The 21,887-nt window shown below is 67.1% G+C and carries 18 protein-coding genes, 5 tRNA genes and 1 pseudogene; 4 read left to right on the top strand and 20 right to left on the bottom strand.

Translation table 11 applies throughout. The features are described 5' to 3' along the window. Positions 1-118: 118 nt before the first annotated feature. The 12 genes and pseudogenes from rplA to PCA_RS17500 form a co-directional block, all read right to left on the bottom strand. Complete coding sequence (rplA, locus tag PCA_RS03385) at positions 119-826, bottom strand: 50S ribosomal protein L1 (protein ID WP_181300941.1); 708 nt, start codon at positions 824-826, stop codon at positions 119-121. A gap of 3 nt (positions 827-829) precedes the next feature. Beyond that, positions 830-1,258, bottom strand: coding sequence for a 50S ribosomal protein L11 (rplK, locus tag PCA_RS03380; RefSeq protein ID WP_077481280.1), 429 nt, complete (start codon positions 1,256-1,258; stop codon positions 830-832). Positions 1,259-1,628: 370 nt separating this feature from the next. Further along, positions 1,629-2,189 carry a transcription termination/antitermination protein NusG gene (nusG, locus tag PCA_RS03375; protein WP_181300939.1) on the bottom strand — a complete coding sequence of 187 codons (561 nt, stop codon included), beginning with the start codon at positions 2,187-2,189 and terminating at the stop codon, positions 1,629-1,631. Between the two features lie 10 nt (positions 2,190-2,199). Further along, on the bottom strand, positions 2,200-2,589 hold the full coding sequence (gene secE / locus PCA_RS03370; RefSeq protein ID WP_181300937.1) for a preprotein translocase subunit SecE: 390 nt from the start codon (positions 2,587-2,589) through the stop codon (positions 2,200-2,202). Positions 2,590-2,670: 81 nt separating this feature from the next. Next, positions 2,671-2,746, bottom strand: a tRNA-Trp gene (locus tag PCA_RS03365). Positions 2,747-2,848: 102 nt separating this feature from the next. Further along, a complete protein-coding gene (gene tuf, locus PCA_RS03360) occupies positions 2,849-4,039 on the bottom strand; it encodes an elongation factor Tu (protein WP_181300935.1) in 1,191 nt (396 codons plus the stop codon). A 66-nt stretch (positions 4,040-4,105) separates the two neighbouring features. Continuing rightward, positions 4,106-4,181: transfer RNA gene (locus PCA_RS03355), tRNA-Thr, on the bottom strand. Between the two features lie 137 nt (positions 4,182-4,318). Next, positions 4,319-4,392: transfer RNA gene (locus tag PCA_RS03350), tRNA-Gly, on the bottom strand. Between the two features lie 77 nt (positions 4,393-4,469). Then, positions 4,470-4,555 (bottom strand) — tRNA-Tyr (locus tag PCA_RS03345). Positions 4,556-4,648: 93 nt separating this feature from the next. Beyond that, complete coding sequence (locus PCA_RS03340; RefSeq protein WP_181300933.1) at positions 4,649-5,149, bottom strand: acyl-CoA thioesterase; 501 nt, start codon at positions 5,147-5,149, stop codon at positions 4,649-4,651. 34 nt (positions 5,150-5,183) lie between these two features. After that, a complete protein-coding gene (locus PCA_RS17505) occupies positions 5,184-6,212 on the bottom strand; it encodes an isoaspartyl peptidase/L-asparaginase (protein WP_343204400.1) in 1,029 nt (342 codons plus the stop codon). A gap of 198 nt (positions 6,213-6,410) precedes the next feature. After that, positions 6,411-7,010 (bottom strand): annotated as a pseudogene (locus tag PCA_RS17500) (cyanophycinase); the annotation flags it as partial. 336 nt (positions 7,011-7,346) lie between these two features. Between PCA_RS17500 and PCA_RS03330 the strand changes: the two are divergent. From PCA_RS03330 to PCA_RS17770, 4 genes are all read left to right on the top strand, one after another. Continuing rightward, complete coding sequence (locus PCA_RS03330; protein ID WP_181300931.1) at positions 7,347-7,934, top strand: sigma-70 family RNA polymerase sigma factor; 588 nt, start codon at positions 7,347-7,349, stop codon at positions 7,932-7,934. After that, positions 7,912-8,943 carry a FecR domain-containing protein gene (locus tag PCA_RS03325; RefSeq protein WP_181300929.1) on the top strand — a complete coding sequence of 344 codons (1,032 nt, stop codon included), beginning with the start codon at positions 7,912-7,914 and terminating at the stop codon, positions 8,941-8,943. The genes PCA_RS03330 and PCA_RS03325 overlap by 23 nt, the downstream gene beginning before the upstream one ends. 197 nt (positions 8,944-9,140) lie before the next feature. After that, the gene (locus PCA_RS03320; protein ID WP_181300927.1) at positions 9,141-12,092 is read left to right on the top strand and encodes a TonB-dependent receptor; all 2,952 of its coding nucleotides are present in this window, start codon (positions 9,141-9,143) and stop codon (positions 12,090-12,092) included. Further along, positions 12,085-14,157: a S9 family peptidase gene (locus PCA_RS17770; RefSeq protein ID WP_181300924.1), complete on the top strand. Its 2,073-nt coding sequence runs from the start codon at positions 12,085-12,087 to the stop codon at positions 14,155-14,157. Before PCA_RS03320 ends, PCA_RS17770 begins: the two co-directional genes overlap by 8 nt. A gap of 95 nt (positions 14,158-14,252) precedes the next feature. On the opposite strand, the gene ychF is transcribed toward PCA_RS17770, so the two are convergent. From ychF to PCA_RS03275, 8 genes are all read right to left on the bottom strand, one after another. Then, positions 14,253-15,344: a redox-regulated ATPase YchF gene (gene ychF / locus PCA_RS03310; protein WP_181300922.1), complete on the bottom strand. Its 1,092-nt coding sequence runs from the start codon at positions 15,342-15,344 to the stop codon at positions 14,253-14,255. 83 nt (positions 15,345-15,427) lie between these two features. Further along, complete coding sequence (pth, locus tag PCA_RS03305) at positions 15,428-16,012, bottom strand: aminoacyl-tRNA hydrolase (RefSeq protein WP_181300920.1); 585 nt, start codon at positions 16,010-16,012, stop codon at positions 15,428-15,430. Positions 16,013-16,066: 54 nt separating this feature from the next. Next, positions 16,067-16,741: a 50S ribosomal protein L25/general stress protein Ctc gene (locus PCA_RS03300; RefSeq protein WP_181300918.1), complete on the bottom strand. Its 675-nt coding sequence runs from the start codon at positions 16,739-16,741 to the stop codon at positions 16,067-16,069. 165 nt (positions 16,742-16,906) lie between these two features. Beyond that, positions 16,907-17,848: a ribose-phosphate diphosphokinase gene (locus tag PCA_RS03295; RefSeq protein WP_181301144.1), complete on the bottom strand. Its 942-nt coding sequence runs from the start codon at positions 17,846-17,848 to the stop codon at positions 16,907-16,909. 57 nt (positions 17,849-17,905) lie between these two features. Next, positions 17,906-17,982 (bottom strand) — tRNA-Gln (locus tag PCA_RS03290). 100 nt (positions 17,983-18,082) lie between these two features. Further along, a complete protein-coding gene (gene ispE / locus PCA_RS03285) occupies positions 18,083-19,480 on the bottom strand; it encodes a 4-(cytidine 5'-diphospho)-2-C-methyl-D-erythritol kinase (protein ID WP_181300916.1) in 1,398 nt (465 codons plus the stop codon). A gap of 28 nt (positions 19,481-19,508) precedes the next feature. Continuing rightward, positions 19,509-20,114, bottom strand: a complete 606-nt coding sequence (lolB, locus tag PCA_RS03280; RefSeq protein WP_181300914.1) for a lipoprotein insertase outer membrane protein LolB — start codon at positions 20,112-20,114, stop codon at positions 19,509-19,511. Beyond that, positions 20,111-21,829, bottom strand: coding sequence for a tetratricopeptide repeat protein (locus tag PCA_RS03275; protein ID WP_181300912.1), 1,719 nt, complete (start codon positions 21,827-21,829; stop codon positions 20,111-20,113). The genes lolB and PCA_RS03275 overlap by 4 nt, the downstream gene beginning before the upstream one ends. Positions 21,830-21,887 lie beyond the last annotated feature (58 nt).

Here is a 21,887-nt window from a genome sequence, read left to right as displayed (position 1 = left end):
CCCGTCGTCGTCGCGCGCTGGTCGCGCCTGCGGTCTTTGACGGCTGCCCGGATCGCACGACCCGGGCCGCCCTCAAAAACGGTCCGCGCGGCAACCGGCCGCGCGGGAAAAACCTTGCTTACTTGGTCGCGATGTTCAGCGACGAGGCATCCACGATGACGCCGACGCCCATCGTGCTGGACAGCGCCACCTTCTGCAGGTACTGGCCCTTGGCGGTGGCCGGCTTGGCCTTCAGCAGGTCGTTGACCAGCGCGTTGAGGTTGTCCGCGAGCTGCGCGGCCTCGAACGTGGCCTTGCCGATGGTGGCGTGGATGATGCCCGCCTTGTCGTTGCGGAACTTCACCTGGCCGGCCTTGGCGTTCTTCACCGCGGTGACGACGTCGGCGGTGACCGAGCCGTCCTTCGGGTTCGGCATCAGGCCGCGCGGGCCAAGCAGCTGGCCGAGCTTGCCGACCACGCGCATCGCGTCCGGCGTGGCGATCACGCGACCGAAGTCGAGGTCGCCGCCCTGCATGCGCTCGGCCAGGTCGTCCATGCCGACGGCATCGGCGCCGGCGGCCTTGGCGGCCTCGGCCTTCTCGCCCGCCGGGCAGAACACGGCGACCTTGATGGTCTTGCCGGTGCCGTGCGGCAGCAGCGAGGAACCGCGCACGCCCTGGTCCGACTTCTTGGCGTCGATGCCGAGGCGGACGGCCACGTCCACGGACTCGGCGAACTTCGCCTTGGCGTTGTTCTTGACGATGTTCAGGGCCTCTTCGAGACCGTAGACCTTGCCCGGCTGCACTGCGGCCTGGGCGGCCTTCATACGCTTGGTGATCTTTGCCATGTCTTAACCCTCCACCACCAGGCCCATGCTGCGCGCGCTACCGGCAATGGTGCGCACCGCGGCGTCCAGATCGGCAGCCGTGAGATCCGGCTCCTTCTGCTTGGCGACGTCTTCGAGCTGCTTGCGGGTGATCTTGCCGACCTTGTCGGTGTTCGGCTTCGACGAACCCTTGGCGACGCCCGTGGCCTTCTTGATCAGGATCGTGGCCGGCGGGGTCTTGGTGATGAAGGTGAAGCTGCGGTCGGAGTACGCGGTGATGATCACCGGGATCGGCAGACCCGGCTCCATCTTCTGCGTGGCGGCATTGAACGCCTTGCAGAATTCCATGATGTTCAGGCCGCGCTGACCCAGCGCCGGACCGACCGGCGGGCTGGGGTTGGCCTGACCGGCCTTGACCTGCAGCTTGATGTAGCCAACTACTTTCTTTGCCATTGGATTTTCCTCGCGAGTTCAGGCGCCTTGCGGCTCCTCGCCGTGCAACTTCCCTGGTTGAGAGGGGAATCCGCAGTCCCGCGGATTCCTGAAACACGGACACGCCGGGTCGAAAGACCCCGGCGGGAACCGTGCAGTATAAAGATTGACCAACCTCCAAGCAAGCCCCATGCCGAAACCCTTCTCCCCTCCGGGGAGAAGGTGGCCCGAAGGGCCGGATGAGGGGCTGGACTGGCCTTGACGCCAGACCAAGGTGCGCACTGAATCAATCTTCGCGCAAGCCCCGGCCCCTCACCTCAATCCTCTCCCCAAAGGGGAGAGGAGGCGGACGTGCGGTGCAATACCGCTTCGCCCCAATGTTCCGGCCGGATCAGGCCTTCTCGACCTGCCCGAACTCCAGTTCGACAGGAGTGGAGCGGCCGAAGATCAGCACCGCCACGCGCAGGCGGCTCTTCTCGTAGTTGACTTCCTCGACCACGCCGTTGAAGTCGTTGAACGGGCCGTCGGTGACGCGCACCATCTCGCCCGGCTCGAACAGCACCTTGGGCTTGGGCTTTTCCACGCCTTCGCGCACACGGCTGAGGATGGTGTCGGCCTCGCTGTCGCGGATCGGCAGCGGACGGTCGGCGGTGCCGCCGATGAAGCCCATCACCTTGGGCGTTTCCTTGACCAGGTGCCAGCACTCGTCGTCGATGCGCGGCGCCTTGCCCTCGGTGTTGGTCTCGATCTGCACCAGCACGTAGCCGGGGAAGAACTTGCGGTCGCTGCGGCGCTTCTGGCCGCCGCGCATCTCGATCACTTCCTCGGTCGGCACCAGCACTTCGCCGAACTTCTCTTCCATCCCGGCGCGCAGGATGCGCTCGGACAGCGCCCGCTTCACCTGGTTCTCAAAGCCCGAATAGGCGTGCACCACATACCAACGCTTGCTCACGGCTTTGACCTCACAGCTTGAGCAGCCAGTCCAGAATGACCGACTTGAGAAGAAGGTCGATCAGGCCCAGCAGCAGCGACAGGATGATGACCACCAGAATGATGATGCCCGTGGTCTTGATCGTCTCGTCGCGAGTCGGCCAGACCACCTTGCGCATTTCGAACTGCGATTCGGCGAGGAAGTGGCGCACGCGGCGCCCCAGCGCGGTGAACGCGGCGATCGCCAGCGCGATCACCAGCGCCGCCAGCACGCCCAGCAGGCGCGCCACCGGCGGCACCCGCGTGTCGTTGCCGAACCACGAATACGCCACGATGCCGGCCACCAGGATCACGGCGGCCAGCACCAGCTTGCCGATATCGCCGGCGGTCGTGCCCTTGGGCTGTTCTGCCTTGGTATTCATGCGCTGCCTGCGGATGTCGTCGGCCGCCGGATGGCATAAAGCGTCCGGCACGCCACCATCCGTCGTCTATCCTCGGAAAGATGGCACGCCAGGAGGGACTCGAACCCCCAACCTGCGGTTTTGGAGACCGCTGCTCTGCCAATTGAGCTACTGGCGTACTAAAACGGGATTGGGGACCCGCGATGCGGGACCCGGTCAATGCGAAAGAGCATGCCCTTCCGAATGCCGAATCCCGCCTCCCGAATCCCCGCTTTGTTGCTTACTTGATGACCTTCGCCACCACGCCGGCGCCGACGGTGCGGCCGCCTTCGCGGATCGCGAAACGCAGGCCCTGGTCCATCGCGATCGGGTGGATCAGCGTCACCACCATCTTGATGTTGTCGCCCGGCATGACCATTTCCACGCCTTCCGGCAGCTCGATCGCACCGGTCACGTCGGTGGTGCGGAAGTAGAACTGCGGGCGGTAGCCCTTGAAGAACGGGGTGTGACGGCCGCCTTCGTCCTTCGACAGCACGTACACCTCGGCCTCGAACTCCGTGTGCGGGGTGATCGTGCCCGGCTTCGCCAGCACCTGGCCACGCTCCACGTCGTCGCGCTTCAGGCCGCGCAGCAGCAGGCCGGCGTTGTCGCCCGCCTGACCCTGGTCCAGCAGCTTGCGGAACATTTCCACGCCGGTCACGGTGGTCTTCTGCGTCGGACGGATGCCGACCACTTCGATTTCGTCGCCCACCTTGATCACGCCGCGCTCGATACGGCCGGTCACCACGGTGCCGCGGCCCGAGATCGAGAACACGTCTTCCACCGGCATCAGGAACGGCTGGTCGATCGCGCGCTGCGGCTCCGGAATGTAGGTGTCCAGCGCGTCCACCAGCGAGATGATCGCCGGCACGCCGATTTCCGACTGGTCGCCTTCCAGCGCCAGCTTCGCCGAACCCTTGATGATCGGCGTGTCGTCGCCCGGGAAGTCGTACTTCGACAGCAGCTCGCGCACTTCCATCTCGACCAGCTCGAGCAGCTCGGCGTCGTCCACCATGTCGGCCTTGTTCAGGAACACGACGATGTACGGCACGCCCACCTGGCGCGACAGCAGGATGTGTTCGCGCGTCTGCGGCATCGGGCCGTCCGCGGCCGAACACACCAGGATCGCGCCGTCCATCTGCGCCGCGCCCGTGATCATGTTCTTCACGTAGTCGGCGTGGCCCGGGCAGTCCACGTGCGCGTAGTGGCGCGTCGGCGACTCGTATTCCACGTGCGCCGTCGAGATCGTGATGCCGCGCGCCTTTTCTTCCGGCGCCGCGTCGATCGCGTCGTAGGCCTTGAATTCGCCGCCGAAGCGTTCCGCACCGACCTTCGTCAGCGCCGCCGTCAGCGTCGTCTTGCCGTGGTCCACGTGACCGATCGTGCCCACGTTCACGTGGGGCTTGGTGCGCTCGAACTTGCCCTTTGCCATACGCCTGAATCCCGGTGAGTCAGAGAGAGAAAGCAACCGCCCGGTGCGGGCGAGACCTGCAGATGATGGTGCTCATGACTGGAATCGAACCAGCGACCTCTTCCTTACCAAGGAAGTGCTCTACCGACTGAGCTACATGAGCGTGACTTTCGGCCATCCTCCGTGACGGCGAAGAGCGGACCTGCCTCCATGCAGGACGCTTCAAATTTTCGACAAGCCCCGCCGGGTGGCGGGCCTGTCGCTTGCCGTCGCCATGGAAGGCGACCCGGGGCAGCGCAATGGAGCGGGAGACGGGAATCGAACCCGCACCATCAGCTTGGAAGGCTGAGGTTCTACCATTGAACTACTCCCGCCCTGCGTGGAGCCCGTTGCCGGAACGACCGAATCGTTCCGGCGGACCAGCCCACCCGCAGACTTTCGCGGAATCGACTGGTGGAGGGAGGTGGATTCGAACCACCGAAGGCGTAAGCCAGCAGATTTACAGTCTGCCCCCGTTGGCCGCTTGGGTATCCCTCCAACAAAGAACGCGTATTGTGTGGATCGCCCCGCTGACTGTCAACACCTTCGGGTGCCTTCCGGCACCCTGCAGGCATGCCCCGCACTGGGATTTCAGGCCGGATTCCGCCGGTTTTCGTCCGCGCGCAGGTCGACCAGCTGGCCCATCTCGCGCGACAGCGCCTGCAGCCGGCGCGCATGCGCCTGCAACTGGCGTTCGCCGTCGTCGCGCGGCTCCCAGTGCGGCACCGGGGTGGGCTTGCCGTCCGGGGCGTCCAGCGCCACGAACACCATCACGCAACTGGTCGCCAGGCGCCGCTCGTCCTTGCGCAGGTCGCTGGCCAGCACGTCCACCGCCATGTGCATGCTGGTGGTGCCGGTATGGATCAGCCGCGCCTGCACCGTGACCAGGTCGCCGATCAGGATCGGCGCCACGAACTGGATGCCGCTTACTGACGCGGTGACGCAGTACGCCCCGCTCCACGCCACCGCACAGGCGTAGCCGGTCTGGTCTATCCACTTCATCACCATGCCGCCGTGCACCTTGCCGCCGAAATTGACGTCGGTGGGCTGGGCAAGGAAACGGAAATTCACCTCGTGCTGCTGGCCTGGCATGCGCGACTGGCTCCGGACGCGGGATCAGCCCGCATTATGCCCCGCCGTCATCGCCCCGGACGCCCCCGTTTCCCGCCGACGCCGGCATGGTGAGCGTATCGTCGCGATAGATCGCCACGTGCGGCACGCCGTCGGCGCCAATCCAGCCACGGTACATGCCCTCGGTGTTGAACGGCAGCGCCACTTCGCCGTTGCCGCCCAGCACGATGGCGCCGCCATCGCCGCCCATGCCGGGAATCTCGTCCTCGATCACCGCGCGCCCGGCCCGGGCGGCCGATTCGCCCTCACGCCCCATGCGCATGCAGATGTCCCGGGCGGCGCTGACGCGCAGGTAGTACTCGCCCCAGCCGGTGCCGGACACCGCGCAGCCGGCATCCGCATAGGTACCCGCGCCGATCACCGGGGAATCGCCCACCCGACCGTAACGCTTGTCGGTCATGCCACCGGTGGACGTGCCCGCGGCGAGTCGTCCCATGCTGTCGCGCGCGACCGCCCCCACCGTGCCGAAGTGCCGCGCGCCTTCGCGCGCAGCACTCGCCTGCTTGCCATCCGCCTCGAGCGCCTTCTGCAGCTCCTGCCAGCGGCGCTCCGTGCGGAAGTAGGACGGCTCAACCAATGTCACGCCCACCTCCGCCGCGAACTGCTCCGCACCATCGCCGACCAGCATGACGTGCGACGAATGCTCCATTACCGCGCGGGCCAGCAGCACCGGATTCTTCACCCGGTGCACGCCCGCCACGGCACCGGCAGCCAGAGTGGCGCCGTCCATCACCGAGGCATCGAGCTCATTGCGCCCGTCGTGGGTGAACACGGCTCCACGCCCGGCGTTGAACATGGGATCGTCCTCCAGCGTGGTGATCGCGGCGGTGACTGCATCCATCGACGGATGCCCCTGCTTCAGCTGTTCGTATCCGCGACGCAGTGCAAGCTCCAGCGCAGCGCGCGCCCGCGCTTCGTCGGCTGGCGTCATGCTCGCCCTGTCCACGCCGGCCCCGCCGTGAACGGCCAGCACGACGGGCTGTTCGCCATGCAGGCGCAGCGTGCCCTGCTCGACGTCGGCGATCGCCCGGAAGGCGGCCTTGTCCACCTGCCAGCCGTTCGCATCGACGCGACTTTGCGGGCCCACGCCCACGATGCGCAGATTCCGGTACGTCAGCGGCTGTCCGGCGCTTGCGCGCTCAGGCTTGCCGCCAGGAACGACCAGCCAGGCAAAGCCGTTGCGCGCAGTGAACACCTGTCCCCGGCCGAGGCCATCGATGCACAGCGCGGTGCGCTCGTCCACGCCGATGCCGATCGCCGCTGGATCGCCCTCGCTGCGTTCGCGCGCCAGAAGCGCCACCAGACGCCCGAGGCGATTCCGTGCCGAGAAATGGGTGTCGGTGACGACATGGCCAAGGAACGGAAGGCGCAGAAAGTCCTCGACGATGGTCACCGGCGCCCCGAACGGGTCAGCCAGCGCCTGCTTCGATTCCAGGCTGCCCCCGTCCATCGCACCATAGACGTGCGCCCCCAGCACGGCCAGACCCGCACTGCTTCCACCGATGGGTTTGCCCGCATGCACGTGCGCATTCAGGGCTTCCTGCAGCGGCGCATCTTTCCAGTAGCGCACGTAGTTGGACTGGTCGCCTCCCGCGAGGAAGATGACATCTGCACGCTTCACCAGCGCCAGCACGTCCGGATCGCTGGCCGCCGCACGCGAACTGAATACCAGCGTTTCCACCGAGGCGACGCCGCCGACGCGGCGATACCAGTCTTCCTGGAGATCCTGTGCACCGGAGGCACGCAGGATCAGTGCGTGGCCATGCCCCCCGCGGGCCGACAGCCAGGTGAACGCCTTGTCCACCCACTCGCCGCCGCCCATCAGCATGGCGCCCGGTTCCACCTTGCCCGGGGTGGGCGCGTGTACGTCGCCGATGGCGTAGTACGCGTAACCGTTGCCGTGCGGCGACAACGCGGCGCGCACGTGGAACGGCGCAACAGCCATCATCGCCAGCAGCATGGCGGAACAGAGGCGCAACGACAGTCGAATGGAGGACATGGCGATTCCTGCGACAGAGCGGCGACTTGCCGGCCCCGCACTCCCTGGCGACCGGCCCCATTCCGTACCGAGACGATTGGCGCACCCGCATCCCCCACGTCTGCGGCGAACGCCGATGGCACATACCCAGGCCTGTGAAATGCCGTTATGGTCGATGGCATGGACGATACCCTCGACGCCTGGTTCATCCGCGAGATCGTGGTGCACGAAGCCGCCCTGACGCGGTTGTTGCAGCGCATCTGCCTGCAGCGCGACGACGTCCACGACCTGCGCCAGGAAGTCTATGTGCGCGTCTACGAGGCAGCGGGCAAGAACCTGCCGACGCAGCCCAAGGCCTTCCTGTTCTCCACCGCACGCCATCTGGTCACCGATCGGCTGCGTCGCAGCCGCGTGGTGGCCATCGACGCCGTGGGGGATATCGACGCCCTGAACGTCTTGATCGATGAGATCTCGCCGGAACGCCGGCTGGACGGGCGGCAGATCCTCAAACGGCTTGCCGATGCCTTCGACCAGTTGCCGGCGCGCTGTCGCGAGGTGGTCTGGATGCGCAAGGTGCAGGAACTGCCGCAGAAGGCCGTGGCCGAACAACTCAGAATTACCGAGAAAACGGTGGAGAAACAGGTCGCCAAGGGAGTCAGGCTGATCGCCGACCACTTCTACGGCGAGGGTGTCGGCCACCGCGCTGCGCCGCAGCAACATGCCTCATTGCCGAACGAAGCAGTCCATGGTCAGCAGCCGACAGATTGAGCACATCGCCGCCGCATGGCTGGCACGCCGCGACAGCGGGCGATGGTCTGCGGCCGATGAGGCGTCGCTGGACGAGTGGCTGGCCGATGCGACGGCGCACAAGGTGGCGTTCCTGCGCCTGGAAGCCGCGTGGCGCGAAGCCGGCCGCCTGCAGGCGCTGGGCGCCGGCCTGTCCGGTGACCGCGTCCCTCCGCCCGGCCGCTGGGCACAGCCGCACGAGGTGGAACTGGCTGCACCGTCCGTATCGCGCCGGCGCCACACCCGGCGCCGCCCGCTCCTGCGTTGGCTCACCGGTGCCGCGGCGGTGGCGGTGCTGGCCGTGGCTGGCACCGTGTCCTGGCAGCGCGGCGGCATCGAACCGGTCGTGCAATACGACACGGCGGTCGGCCAGCTCAGCGAGGTTTCGCTGAGCGATGGTTCGCAGGCGACCTTGAGCAGCGACAGCCGCATCCGCGTCGCGTGGACGCGCAACCGACGCCAGATCGACCTGGAACGCGGCGAAGCGTATTTCCACGTCGCCAAGAACCCCGGCAAGCCGTTCGTGGTGGAAGCGGGCAAGCGTCAGGTCGTGGCGGTAGGCACCCGTTTCGCGGTGCGCCGCGACGGCGACGCATTGCGCGTGGTGGTGACCGAGGGCGTGGTGCGGCTCGAACCGGCGGGAGCCGACGGCAAGGGCAGCCTGTCCACGTTGCTGCCTGCCGGCAGCGTTGCGCAGCTTGACGGCAACGGCCTGCTGGTGCGCTCGCTGCCACTCGCACAGGCGAAGCGCTACCTGGACTGGCGTGACGGCTACGTAAGCTTCCACGACACGCCGCTGGCCAGTGCGGTCATGGAATTGAACCGCTACAGCGTGCGAAAGATCGTGGTGGTCGACCCGGCCATCGCCCACCTGCCGCTGGGCGGCCATTTCCGCTGGTCCAACACCCAGGCGTTCGTCAACCTGCTCACTGCTGCCTTTCCGGTGCGAGCGGTGCAACAAGGCAACCAGGTGCTGCTCTACGCCCGTTGAGCAACAACTTGCGTCGCGGGTGCGGGGTTTTCACGATTCGTTCGTCATGACAGTCAGTACGACGTCACCACAACGTCTCGGGGGAGACCATGATCGCACTACGCACCACGCTGTTCTTCGCGCTGGCCAGCGCGCTGTCTTTGATGGCACACGCCCAGGAAGCCTCGGCCCGCATCGACATTCCGGCCGGCAACCTGGTGGACGGACTGGACAGCCTGGCCAGACAATCGGGCGCACAGTTTCTCTATCGATCCGACCAGTTGAAGGGGCTGTCGACCACCGGCGTGCACGGCGACATGACCCCGCAGGCGGCCCTGGCGCTCTTGTTGCGGGGCACCGGCTACACCATGCAGCGTGATGCGTCCGGCGCCCTGGTGATCGTGAAACAGACCGCCAAACCAGCCGCGCCCGCCACCGCCAGACCGCCCGCCGCGTCGACGGTGCCCGCCCCGCCGGTCACACGCGACCTGGAAGCGGTGACCGTGACCGGCTCGCGCATTCCGCGCTCGGAAATCGAAGGACCGGCTCCGGTAATCGCGATCACCGCGCAGGACATCCAGCAGCGTGGCTTCGCCAGCGTCCCCGAACTCATGACATCGCTGACCCAGAATCTGGGGGCATTGGACAACAACCAGTACACCAGCGGGTTCACGGTGGGCGCCCAGGCCGTGGACCTGCGCGGACTCGGACCCAACCACACGCTGGTGCTGGTGAACGGACGGCGCATCGCGGACTACCCGCAGTCCTACGGCGGCAACAGCAACTTCACGGACATCTCCAACATCCCGACCTCGCTGATCGAACGAGTGGAAGTCCTGTCGGGAAGCGCCTCGGCGGTATACGGATCGGACGCCATCTCGGGCGTGATCAACATCATCCTGAAGAAGAAAGCCGACGGCACCACCATCGACTACCGGGCCGGCGCCACCGAGCACGGCGGCGGCGGCTCGCAGCGACTGGACATCACTTCCGGTTTTTCGAAAGGTCCGTTCGATGCCGTGTTCGGCCTCGAGTTGATCGACCAGAAACCGCTTTGGGCCTACCAGCGCAGCTACACCGACTCGCGTTTGGACAGCCCCGTCGCGCCCTCGCGCAACTATCCGGGCCAGGTGTGGCTGCGCTCGAACATCGACGACGACTACCTCGATCCGGGCAAGGCCACCTGCGATGCATTGGCCAGCTACGACAAGGGCACCATCATCCACGGTTATCGCCGCAACTATGGCTACTACTGCGGCAGTTACTCCGATGTCGGCTTCGGCACGCTGCAGAACAGCCGCAAGATGGCCAGCTTCTTCGGTTCGGCCACCTACCACTTCAACGACCACACCGACTTTTACCTCGACGTGCTGGCGGGCACCTCGCACCAGGACAGCTACAGCTCGCCCAAGGCCTGGTTCAACTGCGAGCCGCTGAACGGCGACTGCGCGGACACCCCGTTCTACAACACCGCGACCGGCCAGGTCGAACAATGGGGGCGTCGCTATTTCACGATCGAGGAATGGGGCGGATTCAAGCGCGGCATGATCCGCAGCATCAACAACACCCTTTCGCTCAACACCGGCATCAGGGGCACCTTCGGTTCCGACCGGGCCTGGACCTACGAGGCCAACTTCGGACACACCCAGAACACGCTGGAACAGAAGTGGCCGGCGATCGTGGCGGCCAAGGCACAGGCGCTGTACCTGGGACCCTCGCTCGGGATCGATCCGGATAGTGGCTACAAGATGTACGACGCCCCGGTCAGCCGCCTGTACACGCCGCTGACGGTGGACCAGTTTCGTTCGATCAGCCAGGACTCGAACGATCACGACAAGGCGCGCGCCGAGAACTGGTCGCTGACGCTCACCAACACCGACTTGTTCAAGTTGCCTGCCGGCTCGGTCGGATTCGCGGGCGTCGCGGAATACGGCACCTCGTACTTCGGACTCAAAGCCGACCCGATGTCGCTTGACGGCTCCTACTACAACCTGCACAACACCGACGCGGTCGGTTCGCGCAGCCACGCCGCGCTCGGCTACGAGTTCAACATCCCCGTGTTCTCGCAGCTTACGGTCACCACCGCGGGGCGCTATGACCGTTACGAGTACAGCGACACGCGCAACGGCAAGTTCACGTACGCGTTCGGCTTCGAGTACCGCCCCGTCCAGAGCCTGCTGTTGCGCGGCTCCTTTTCCACGGGCTTTCGCGCACCCGACCTTTCCTATCTGTATGCCGGCATGAGCGGCTCGGGTTCCAGCGGAACGGACTACTACCAGTGCCGCCTTGCCAATCCGGAGCACGGCTACGACTGCGTGGGCGATTCCGATTACGACGCGAGCTACAACGGCCGCAGCCACGGCAGCACGACGCTGCAGAACGAAACCAGCAAGTCGTTCACCTATGGCTTCGTGTTTGCGCCGACGTCCAACCTGGACATCAGCGTCGACTATTACCGGATCAAGCTCAAGAACGAAGTCGAATACCAGGGCAGCGACGACATCCTGCGCCGCGAAGCCGATTGCCGGCTGGGCCAGACCACGGGCGGCGCGCCAGTGGACGGCGGTTCCCAATACTGCCAACAGATCGAAAGCCAGGTCGTGCGCAATGCGCCTGACGCGTCGTACAACCCCAACGCCGTCACCTCGGTGCTCGTGCTTCCGATCAACGCCGCGATAGACCAGACCTCCGGCGTGGACATGAACACCCGCTATCGCCTTGGCACGTCGCGCGCCGGTTCGTTCGACTTCAACCTCGGCGCGACCTACGTGATCATGCACAAGACCCAGTTGAGTGCGGATTCACCGGTCGAGAACCAATTGACCGACCTGTACAACTACCTGATCCCGCGCACCAAGATCAACGCCTCCGCAACCTGGAACTTCAAGGACTTCACCACGACGCTGTACGGCGCGCGCCTTGGCGGGATTCCGAACTATGTCGGCACCCAGCGCCTGGGACCGACCTTCATGTACAACCTGACCATGGGTTACCGGATATCCCCAACCATCAACGTTTCGTTGACGGTGGACAACCTGTTCGACAAACGGCCTCCACGCGACTCCACATGGACGGCATGGCCCTATTACTACCGTGCGTGGTTCAGCCCCGTCGGACGCGCCTACTTCCTCAACCTGAGCATGAAGTTCGGGGGCAGGAACGGTGGTTGAACCTTCGCTCCCCGAAGGCGATCCGGGCGGCAACACATGGAACCACCGATCCCACGCGCCATCCGCCGGTGTCGCCGTCTTCCTGCTCGCATGCCTTCTTGCGGGGCCCGCCACAGCGGCGCCGGCGCAAACGTTCCGGCTGGACGACCTGGAACGGATCGTGACGCTGCGCGACGCGCAGATTTCCCCAGACGGGAAAAGGGTCGCGATGATCGTGTCCGTTCCGGACTCGAAGACGGACGAATCCACCAGCGAAATCACCCTGGTCGATGTCTCCAGCGGCACGCGCCGGGCCTTGACCCGGGGTCGCAAGGGCATTTCCTCGCCGCGTTGGTCGCCGGATGGGGAGAACCTGGCCTTTCTGGCAAAAGATGCAGGAACGCGGAAGAACCAGATTTTCATCATGCCGATGCAGGGCGGCGACGCAAGGTGCGTGACAAGCAGCAGCGAGGGCGTGGAGCGTTTTTCGTGGAGCCCGGACGGAAAATACATCGCGTTCGTCGCACAGGACCCGCCGCTCAACGCCGAGGCGATCAAGGCGCACAACAAGGTGTTCCGTGTCACCGACGGGCACTTCCTGCTGAAGCAGGAAGTGGCGCCCTGGCATCTGTGGATCGTTCCGGCAGCGGGTGGCGATGCGCGTCGGCTGACCCAAGGGAAATTCAGCCTGGGCACCGAATCGGGAAGCATCGCCACCCCGGCATGGAGCCGCGACGGCGAACGCATCGCTTTCACGCAGTTTCCCGGCGCTTACTGGGCACCCTCATTCCGCTCCGTGATCGGCGAAGTGGATGTCGGCCTCGGTACCACACGCGTTCTGGTCGCGGACCAGGGTGCGCGATACTTCACGTACGCGCCCGCTGGCGACGCCTATGCATTCCAGCGCTCGCGAAATGGCGATCAGAACAACGGCACCGCGGTGTACGTGCACGCGAATGGCCGGAGTTACGACGCAACCGCAGCGCAGGCGCGCCATTACAGCAGTTACGCGTGGATGCCGGACGGCAAGACGCTGATCATGGCAGGCCCCTCGGGGACGCACTCGGTACTTTGGCGACAGCCACTTTCGGGCAAGGCCACATTGCTGGACCTCGGCAACGTCGAGGCCAACAACGGGCTCGGAACCACGACCAGCGCCAGTTCCTCCGACATCAGCGTTTCCAACACCGGGACCATCGCCTTCATCGGCAGCACCGCCAACCACCCTGGCGAGCTGTACGTTCTGGATTCAACCAGCAGCAGACCACGCCGGCTCACTCACGTGAACGACTTCGTGGATGGCCTGGACCTGGGACGAACGACAGCCGTCGAATGGACGACATCCGACCACCTGGCTGGCGACGGCGTACTCACCTACCCGGTCGGGTTTCAGGCAGGCAACAAGTATCCCCTGGTCCTCCTGATCCACGGCGGCCCAACGCTCTCGTCGAATCAGGGTTTCCAGCGACTGGCGCAATTGCTGGCCGCATCGGGCTACCTGGTATTCCAACCGAACTACCGCGGCAGCAACAATCTCGGCGATACGTACCAGCACGCCATTTACCGCGACACGGGAGACGGACCCGGCAGGGACGTGATGGCGGGGTTGGCGGCCGTTGAAAAGCTCGGCATCGTCGATCCGGATCGGATCGGCGTCAGCGGCTGGTCCTATGGCGGCTACATGACGGCATGGCTCACCAGCCACTACGACATCTGGAAGGCCGCCGTTGCCGGCGCGCCCGTCACCGATTGGCTGATGGACTACAGCATTTCCTTCTACCAGGAAGGCGACGCCTATCTTTTCGGCTCATCGCCCTGGACCAGCGAGGGCTGGGACATCTGGCGCGCGCAATCGCCGATCAACCATGTCCGGAACGTGAAAGCCCCCACGCTCATCATGGGCACCGTGATGGATACCAACGTACCGCTGGTGCACGCATTCGAGTGGTATCACGGGCTGCGCGACAATGGCGTCCCCGTCGAGTTCTATGCCTACCCCATCGAATCACACGTGCCCAACGACACGGTGCAGGTCACCGACATGTATCGCCGCTGGATAGGGTGGATGCAGAAATACCTCCGGTGAAGGAACCTCACCGGAGGCTGCTGTTCTCGCGGGCTCGTGGCGCGACGTCCGGCCGCCACGCACCGAGCGCTCCAGACGGACCGGCCCGAACGGACTCAGACGTTGAACAGGAAGTGCAGCACGTCGCCGTCCTTCACGACGTAGTCCTTGCCTTCCTTGCGCAGGCGGCCCGCCGCGGCGGCGCCCTGCTCGCCCTTGTACTGGATGAAGTCGTCGTAGGAGACGGTTTCGGCGCGGATGAAGCCGCGCTCGAAATCGGTATGGATCACGCCGGCGGCCTGCGGCGCGGTAAAGCCGCGCTTGATGGTCCAGGCGCGCACTTCCTTCACGCCTGCGGTGAAGTAGGTCTGCAGATCGAGCAGTTTGTAGCCGGCGCGGATCACGCGGTTCAGGCCGGGCTCGTCCAGGCCGAGATCCTTGAGGAATTCGTCGCGGTCGGCGTCGTCGAGCTGGGCCAGTTCCTCCTCGATGGCGGCGCACACCGGCACCACCTCGGCGCCCTCCTCCGCGGCGCGTGCGCGCACGGCGTCGAGGTGCGGGTTGTTCTCGAAGCCGTCTTCCAGCACGTTGGCGATGTACATCAGCGGCTTGAGCGTGAGCAGGAACAGGTCGCGCACCAGCGCCTTTTCCTCGTCGTCCAGCTTCACGCTGCGCGCCGACCGGCCCTCGTTGAGCGCCGCGGCGAGCTTCTGCAGCACCGGCTTCTTCGCCAGCGCTTCCTTGTCGTTCGCCTTGGCCGCGCGCTCGGCGCGGTTCAGCGCCTTGTCCACCGAATCCAGGTCGGCCAGCGCCAGCTCGGTGTCGATGGTCTCGATGTCGGCGATCGGGTCGACCCTGCCGGCCACGTGCACGATGTCGCCGTGCTCGAAGCAGCGCACCACGTGGGTGATCGCGTCCACCTCGCGGATGTGCGCGAGGAACTTGTTGCCAAGGCCCTCGCCCTTGGACGCGCCGGCGACCAGGCCGGCGATGTCGACGAACTCCACCGCGGTGGGCACCAGCTTCTGCGGCTTGACGATCACCGCCAGCGCGTTGAGGCGCGGATCGGGCACCGGCACCACGCCCACGTTGGGCTCGATGGTGCAGAACGGGAAATTCGCCGCGGCGATGCCCGCCTTGGTCAGCGCGTTGAACAGGGTGGACTTGCCGACGTTGGGCAGGCCGACGATGCCGCATTTGATGCCCATGTGAAGCTCCGGGATTCGGGGTGGAGGGATGGGGGATCAGGGAAAACGGGGCGCCAGACTTCTGACGAATCCCGAATCCCGAATCACGAATCCCGGCTTGTATGCAACTGCTGCATCGCCTTCTCGAACTGTCCGGCCGCCGCCAGCGGCAGCACGTCCAGCGCGCGGGCGATGCCGTCCACGATCGCGTCCTCGTCCTGCGCCGACGGGCGGCCCAGCACCCACGGGGTGACCTGGTCGCGATGGCCGGGATGGCCGATGCCGATGCGCAGGCGATGGAACTTGCCGTGGCCCAGGTGGGCGACGATGTCGCGCAATCCGTTCTGGCCGCCGTGGCCGCCGTCGAACTTCAGGCGCGTGGTGCCGGCGGGAAGGTCCAGGTCGTCATGGGCGACCAGGCACTCCTCCGGCGAAATCTTGTAGTAGCGCAGCGCGGAGGCGACCGCGATGCCGCTCTTGTTCATGAACGTGGCGGGCTTGAGCAGCCACACCGGCTCGCCGCCCAGGCGCACCTTGCAGCTCTCGCCGTGCAGCTTGCCGTCGAAGCTCCAGCGCCCGTCCTGCCCCGTCGCCAGGGCGTCCACAAGCCAGAACCCGGCGTTGTGCCGGGTTCGGAGGTATTCGGCACCGGGATTGCCCAGCCCGACGACGAGTCGCAAACCTGCCATGACGGCCAGCAAGCGCCTGGGCCCGCACCCCGGCGGGGTGCGGGCCGCAGCGGCTTACTTCTTGGCGTCCTTGGCCGGGGCGGCGGCGTCCTTGGCCGGCGCAGCCTCGTCGGCGGCACCCTCGGCGGCCGGCGCTTCCTCGACCTCTTCCTTCACCGTGTTCGCGGTGACGACGGCCGCGTCGTGGTCGGCGCCCAGGTGCAGCGCCACGATCTCCACGCCCTTCGGCAGCTTGAGCTGCGACAGGTGGACGATGTCGCCGGAGTCCAGCCCGGCCAGGTCCAGCTCGATGAACTCGGGCAGGTCCTTGGGCAGGCAGGAGACTTCCACTTCCGTGAGGTTGTGCGAGATCAACACGCCGGCGGTCTTGGCGGCGGGCGACTTCTCCTGGTTCAGGAAGTGCAGCGGCACGTTCACGCGCACCGCCTCGTTCTCGTTGATGCGCAGGAAATCCATGTGCATCATCTGCTGCTTGAACGGGTGCTTCTGCCAGTCGCGCACCAGCACCTTCTGCACCTTGCCGTCGACGTTCAGGTCGAGCACCGAGGAGAAGAACCACTCGTGCTTGGCGGCGAGCAGGATGGTGTTGTGCTCGATCTGGATGCTCTGCGCGGGCTGGCCCGCACCATAGACGACGGCCGGGACGTAGCTCGCGCGACGCAGGCGGCGGCTCGCACCCTTCCCTTCGTCCTTGCGGCTCTCGGCCTTGATTTCATGAGTCTTTGCCATTGCTTTCACTACCTTGGGAGTTGGGCCACCTTGCGGTGGCTGGGTGACTCCCCCGCGACCAGGGGAGTCGGGTTTTCGGACCGGGAAACCGGGCTGGAGGCTCGAATGGCGGTGGTGCCGCTGTTCCGAATCCCCGATCCCGTCTCCCGAATCCCGTAATCCAAATCAATCCACGTACAGCGAACTCACCGATTCGCCGAACGCGATGCGGCGTATCGTTTCGGCCAGCAGTTCGCCCACCGAGAGCTGGCGGATCTTCGCGCAGGCCTGCGCCTCGGCGCTGAGCGGCAGCGTGTTGGTGACCACCAGCTGGTCGAGCTGGGAATTCTCCAGGTTGCTCATCGCCGCGCCGGAAAGCACCGGGTGCACGCAGTAGGCCACCACCTTGCGGGCGCCGCGTTCCTTCAGCGCCGCGGCCGCCGCACACAGCGTGCCGGCGGTGTCGACGATGTCGTCCACCATCACGCAGGTCTTGCCGTTGACGTCGCCGATGATGTTCATCACCGTGGCCACGTTCGCCTTCGGGCGGCGCTTGTCGATGATCGCCAGGTCCGCGTCGTCCAGCCGCTTGGCCAGCGCGCGGGCGCGCACCACGCCACCCACGTCCGGGCTGACCACGATCATGTCGTCCATGCTGAAGTGGCGCCAGATGTCGGCCAGCAGCACCGGCGAGGCGTAGACGTTGTCTACCGGAATGTCGAAGAAGCCCTGGATCTGCTCCGCATGCAGGTCCACCGTGAGCACGCGGTCGACGCCGGCGGTGCTGATCAGCTTGGCCACCAGCTTCGCGGTGATCGGCACGCGGGCCGAGCGCGGGCGGCGGTCCTGCCGCGCGTAGCCGAAGTACGGGATCACCGCGGTGACGCTGGCGGCGGATGCGCGCTTCAGCGCGTCGGCCAGCGCCAGCAGCTCGACCAGGTTCTTCGCGCTCGGTGCGCCGGTGGGCTGCAGCACGAACACGTCCTGGTTGCGCACGTTCTCCTCGATCTCGATCTGCACCTCGCCGTCGCTGAAGGTGCTGACCAGGGCCTTGCCCAGCGGCACGCCAAGGCGGTGGGCCACATCCTCCGCCAGCGCGGGGTGCGCGTTGCCGGTAAACAGCATCATCGGGCTGGACCTGTCCACGCTTGCGTTCCTCGGAAAATTCAACCTGTGCTTGCTGGGTGGCTGGGGCGGCAGGATTCGAACCTGCGCATGCGGGAATCAAAATCCCGTGCCTTAACCAGCTTGGCGACGCCCCATCATCTCGTTTGCTGCGCCACGCTCCGGTGGCCTGAAACTCCCCGGCCATCCTGACCGGACTTGCGATACCTGCCGCGCCGCTCGCGTCGCGGCATGGCCTCAACCCGTTTTTGTTCCGCCCGAAACCGCACGATGGCGTTCCAGCGCCGCGAGCAGCGGCGAGCGGTTGACGCCGTTCGCCACGTGGACGCCGAACTCGCCCGGGCACTGCGCCGCCACGGCCTCGGCCTGCTCCCGCGTCGCCGTTTCCAGGAACACGCAGCCGCCGCTGCCGGAAAGCCGTGCCGCCCCGTGGCGTCCCAGCCAGTCCAGCGCCGCCGCCACCCGCGGATGGCGCTCGCGCACCACCGGAGTGAAGGCGTTTTCCGCCGATTCGCCCGAAACAAAGGACGAAATTGTCGCCGGAGGCGCATTTCGTGTCAATTCAGGGGCTTGAAACAGCGCTGCGGTGGGCACCTGCTCACGCGGATCCAGCACCACGTAATGCCGGCGTGGCAGCGCCAGCGGGGTGAGCCGCTCGCCCACACCCTCGGCCCAGGCCGAGCGGCCGCGCACGAACACCGGCACGTCGGCGCCCAGTTGCCGGCCCAGTTCGGCCAGCGCGTCCTCGTCCAGCCCGCAGCGCCACAGGTGGTTCAGCGCCACCAGCACGGTGGCGGCATCGGAACTGCCGCCGCCCAGGCCGCCACCCATGGGGATGCGCTTTTCCAGCGCGACCTCGGCCCCGGACGCGCTGCCGGTGCACTGCTGCAGCAGCCACGCGGCGCGCACCACCAGGTCGTCCGGCTCGGGCACGCCCGGCACGTCTCCCAGGCGGCGGATCACGCCGTCCCCGCGCACGCGCAGGCGCAGGGCGTCGCCCCAGTCCAGCAGGCGGAACACGGTCTGCAATTCGTGGTAGCCGTCCGCACGGCGGCCGGTGATGCGCAGGAACAGGTTGAGCTTGGCCGGCGCCGGCCAGCGCGTCCAGCCGTCCGGCGAGACGCGCAGCCGGCGGCGCATGAATACGCGCAGATGCAGGGGGAAGCCGCGCTCGCGGTCGTGCTCGTGGTGCTCCGCCAAGGCCCGCGTGTAGTGCCGCGGATCGATGGCCTCGAAACCGTGGCGCGCATAGAACGGCGCATTCCACGGCACGTCCGACAGCGTGCCCAGCACCACCGACGGATAGCCCGATTCGGCCGCCCACGCGCAGGCGTGCTCCAGCAGCGCCGCGCCGATGCCGCGCCGACCGTGGCTGGGCAGCACGTCGATCTCGGCGATGCCGGCCTCGCCGTCCTCCACCTCCACGCCCACGAAGCCCACGGCGTCGCCGCCCTCGTCCAGCGCGACCCAGACGCGGCCGGCGGCGATGGCGGCTGCCAGCGCCTCCGGGTCCATCGTCGCAGCGGCGTAGGAGGGCCACGCCGGATGGCCGCGGAACAATTCCTGCGCCGCGCGCTCGATGTCGCGCAGCGTGTCGGCCTGGTCGAGGCGGGCGGGAACGATGGTGCAGCGCATGCTGGGAAACCCTGGCGGGCCGCGCAGTCTAGCGGATCGTCCAGTTCTCCACCGACAGCCGCACCTTGTACGGCGGCCGCGAGGCGAAGATGGTGGTGGGCAGCGGCGGTTGGCGGGCGGTGTCCCACGCACGGTAGTCCACCGCCCAGCCGTCCTGCTGCAGCAGCGACGGCAGGCGGTTGTCGCCGAACGCCAGTTCGGCCGGGCCGCTGTCCGCGCGCAGGCCCAGTACCCAGGCGCGCAGGTCGTGCAGCGGCACCTCCCAGCCCAGCGCGCGGCGCATCAGCGCCTCGGCGTCCGGGCCCTGCAGCGGGCCGCCGTCCAGCCCCTGCAACAGCGCGCTGCCGGGGCTGCCGCTGAGCTCGAAGCTGCGGCCGGTGATCGGCGTGCGGAACACGAAGCGGTAGCTGTCCCCGTCCTGGGTCCAGGTGAAGCCGCCGCTGCCGCCGTCGCGGCCGTCGGACACGCCGAGCCGGCCTTCCAGCGTCCAGTGGTCGGTGTGCGCCAGCGCCTGTTCGCGCGCGGCCTGCGCATCGAGCAGGGCGGCATCGCCCTTGATGCGCACGAGCTGCGGCGCACAGGCGGCGAGCAGCAGCGGCAGCGCCGCCGCGAGGAATCGAAAGGAACGCTTCATGGATGCAGCCGCTTCAAGGTGCTTTGCAGGCTGGCGTTGTGCGGATCGATCTTGTGCACCTCGTCGAACACGTGCTGCGCGTCCTGGTGGTCGCCCTGTTTCCAGAGCACCTCGCCCAGGTGCACGCCCACGTCGGCGTCCTTGGCCGCCTGCCACGCGACGCGCAGCGCCTGCACCGCCTGGTCCAGATGGCCCAGCCGGTACTGCAGCCAGCCCCAGGAGTCGGCGATCGCGGGATCGTTCGGCCGGGCGGCGCGCGCCTTGCCGATCAGCTGCTCCGCCTCGGGCAGGTCGCGGCCCGCGTCGGCCAGCGTGTAGCCCAGCGCGTTGCTGGCGTCGATGTCGTCCGGCTTGAGCTTGAGCAGGCTGCGGAAGTCCTGCACCGCGAGATCGGTCTGGTCGGCCTCGGCGTAGGCCAGGCCGCGGCCGTACAGCAGGCCCGGATCGTTCGGCACCACCTGCAGCGCACGGGTGAACGCCTCGACCGCCTGCGGGTAGCGCTGCTCGCGCATGTAGAGCTCGGCGTCGAGCTGGTAGGCCTGGCGCAACCGGGTCGGCTGGTCCAGGTAGTCCAGCTGCAACTGCCCCAGCAGCTCGTGGGCCTCGGCGCTCTTGCCCTGTGCCTGCAGCAGCACGGCGCTGCGCAGGTCGGCGTCGAACGCGTGCGGGTCGTCGTCGCCGACCTGGCCGTACCAGGCCAGCGCCTCGGCGCCGCGATGCTGCATCTCGGCGAGCTGGCCCAGCAGGAACGCGTTCTGCGCGCGCACGCGGGGCGTCGCCTGCTGCAACTGGCGGTACAGCCCGGCCAGCGTCCTGGTGTCGTTGCTGCGCGCGGCCAATGCGGCGCGCAACTGGTAGGTGTCGGCGTTCTGCGGGCCGTGGTCCAGCAGCTTCGCGGCGGCCGCGTAGTCGCCGGCCGTGCTGAGCATGCTGGCGTAGACCAGGCGCAGGTGCACGTTGTCGGGGGACTTCGCGATGGCTTGCTGCAGCAGCTCGCGCGCGCCCTTGGCGTCGCCGTTACGGGCCTTCATCTGCGCTGCCCAGGCGTAGACCTCGGCATTGCTGCGGAAGCGCGTCATCGCGGCGTCCGCGATGCGCTGCGCGTAGGCGTGGCGGCCCAGCTTGTCGCCCAGTTCGCTCATCGCCAGCCAGGCCTGCGGATCGGCCGGCAGGCGCTGCGGGGTGGCCAGCGCCTCCAGCAACTGCCCGGCCTGAGCCTGGTCGCGTGCGCCCAGCAGCACCTGGCCGAAGCCGCGCCAGGCGTCCTTGTGGTGGCTGTCCGTGAGTATCTTCAACTGGCGCTGCGCCTCGGCGGTGTCGCCGCGGTTCAGTGCGAGCTGGGCGCGCGCCTGCGCCATTCCCGCCGGCTTGGCGCCCAGCGCCTGCCAGCGGTCCAGCGCGCGTCCGGTGGCCGCATCGTCGTGCACCGCGATCGCCAGCATCGCGGCATGCTCGGCCACGGCGGGATCGTCGCTCAGCGCCATCGCCTTGCCGTAATACCGCGCCGCGGCCTCGAGGTCGCTCCGGCCCAGCGCCATTTCGCCGGCCAGCAGTTGCGCCAGCAGGTCGTGGTCCTCGTCCGGGGTCGCCACCGTCATCCGCGCCATCGGCTGGACGGGCGCGGCGGCCGGCTGGGCGGCGGGTTGCCGCAGCGGCGCCTGGGCACAGCCGGCCAGGCCGAGCATCAGCGCCGCGGCTGCCGTAAAATGCCGCATCTGCTTGAATCCGCAACGCCTGCTTCGCACACTGACCACCGTCTGTCCGTACTCTGCC

Origin of the sequence: Rhodanobacter sp. PCA2 (assembly GCF_013620825.1) — a bacterium.
Lineage (GTDB): Bacteria > Pseudomonadota > Gammaproteobacteria > Xanthomonadales > Rhodanobacteraceae > Rhodanobacter_A.
The sequence above is the reverse complement of the archived record's forward strand: the minus strand, read 5'-3'. Positions and strand labels throughout refer to the sequence as shown.

Excerpts from the sequence above, each read along its gene's own strand:
- ychF (WP_181300922.1), bottom strand. The coding sequence starts at position 15,344 with ATGGGCATCAAATGCGGCATCGTCGGCCTGCCCAACGTCGGCAAGTCC.
- PCA_RS03300 (WP_181300918.1), bottom strand. The coding sequence starts at position 16,741 with ATGGCAAAGACTCATGAAATCAAGGCCGAGAGCCGCAAGGACGAAGGG.
- PCA_RS03275 (WP_181300912.1), bottom strand. The coding sequence starts at position 21,829 with ATGCGGCATTTTACGGCAGCCGCGGCGCTGATGCTCGGCCTGGCCGGC.
- tuf (WP_181300935.1), bottom strand. The coding sequence starts at position 4,039 with ATGGCAAAGGGCAAGTTCGAGCGCACCAAGCCCCACGTGAACGTGGGC.
- PCA_RS03340 (WP_181300933.1), bottom strand. The coding sequence starts at position 5,149 with ATGCCAGGCCAGCAGCACGAGGTGAATTTCCGTTTCCTTGCCCAGCCC.
- rplA (WP_181300941.1), bottom strand. The coding sequence starts at position 826 with ATGGCAAAGATCACCAAGCGTATGAAGGCCGCCCAGGCCGCAGTGCAG.
- PCA_RS03295 (WP_181301144.1), bottom strand. The coding sequence starts at position 17,848 with ATGATGCTGTTTACCGGCAACGCGCACCCCGCGCTGGCGGAGGATGTG.
- rplK (WP_077481280.1), bottom strand. The coding sequence starts at position 1,258 with ATGGCAAAGAAAGTAGTTGGCTACATCAAGCTGCAGGTCAAGGCCGGT.
- PCA_RS03325 (WP_181300929.1), top strand. The coding sequence starts at position 7,912 with ATGGTCAGCAGCCGACAGATTGAGCACATCGCCGCCGCATGGCTGGCA.
- ispE (WP_181300916.1), bottom strand. The coding sequence starts at position 19,480 with ATGCGCTGCACCATCGTTCCCGCCCGCCTCGACCAGGCCGACACGCTG.
- PCA_RS03330 (WP_181300931.1), top strand. The coding sequence starts at position 7,347 with ATGGACGATACCCTCGACGCCTGGTTCATCCGCGAGATCGTGGTGCAC.
- lolB (WP_181300914.1), bottom strand. The coding sequence starts at position 20,114 with ATGAAGCGTTCCTTTCGATTCCTCGCGGCGGCGCTGCCGCTGCTGCTC.
- secE (WP_181300937.1), bottom strand. The coding sequence starts at position 2,589 with ATGAATACCAAGGCAGAACAGCCCAAGGGCACGACCGCCGGCGATATC.
- pth (WP_181300920.1), bottom strand. The coding sequence starts at position 16,012 with ATGGCAGGTTTGCGACTCGTCGTCGGGCTGGGCAATCCCGGTGCCGAA.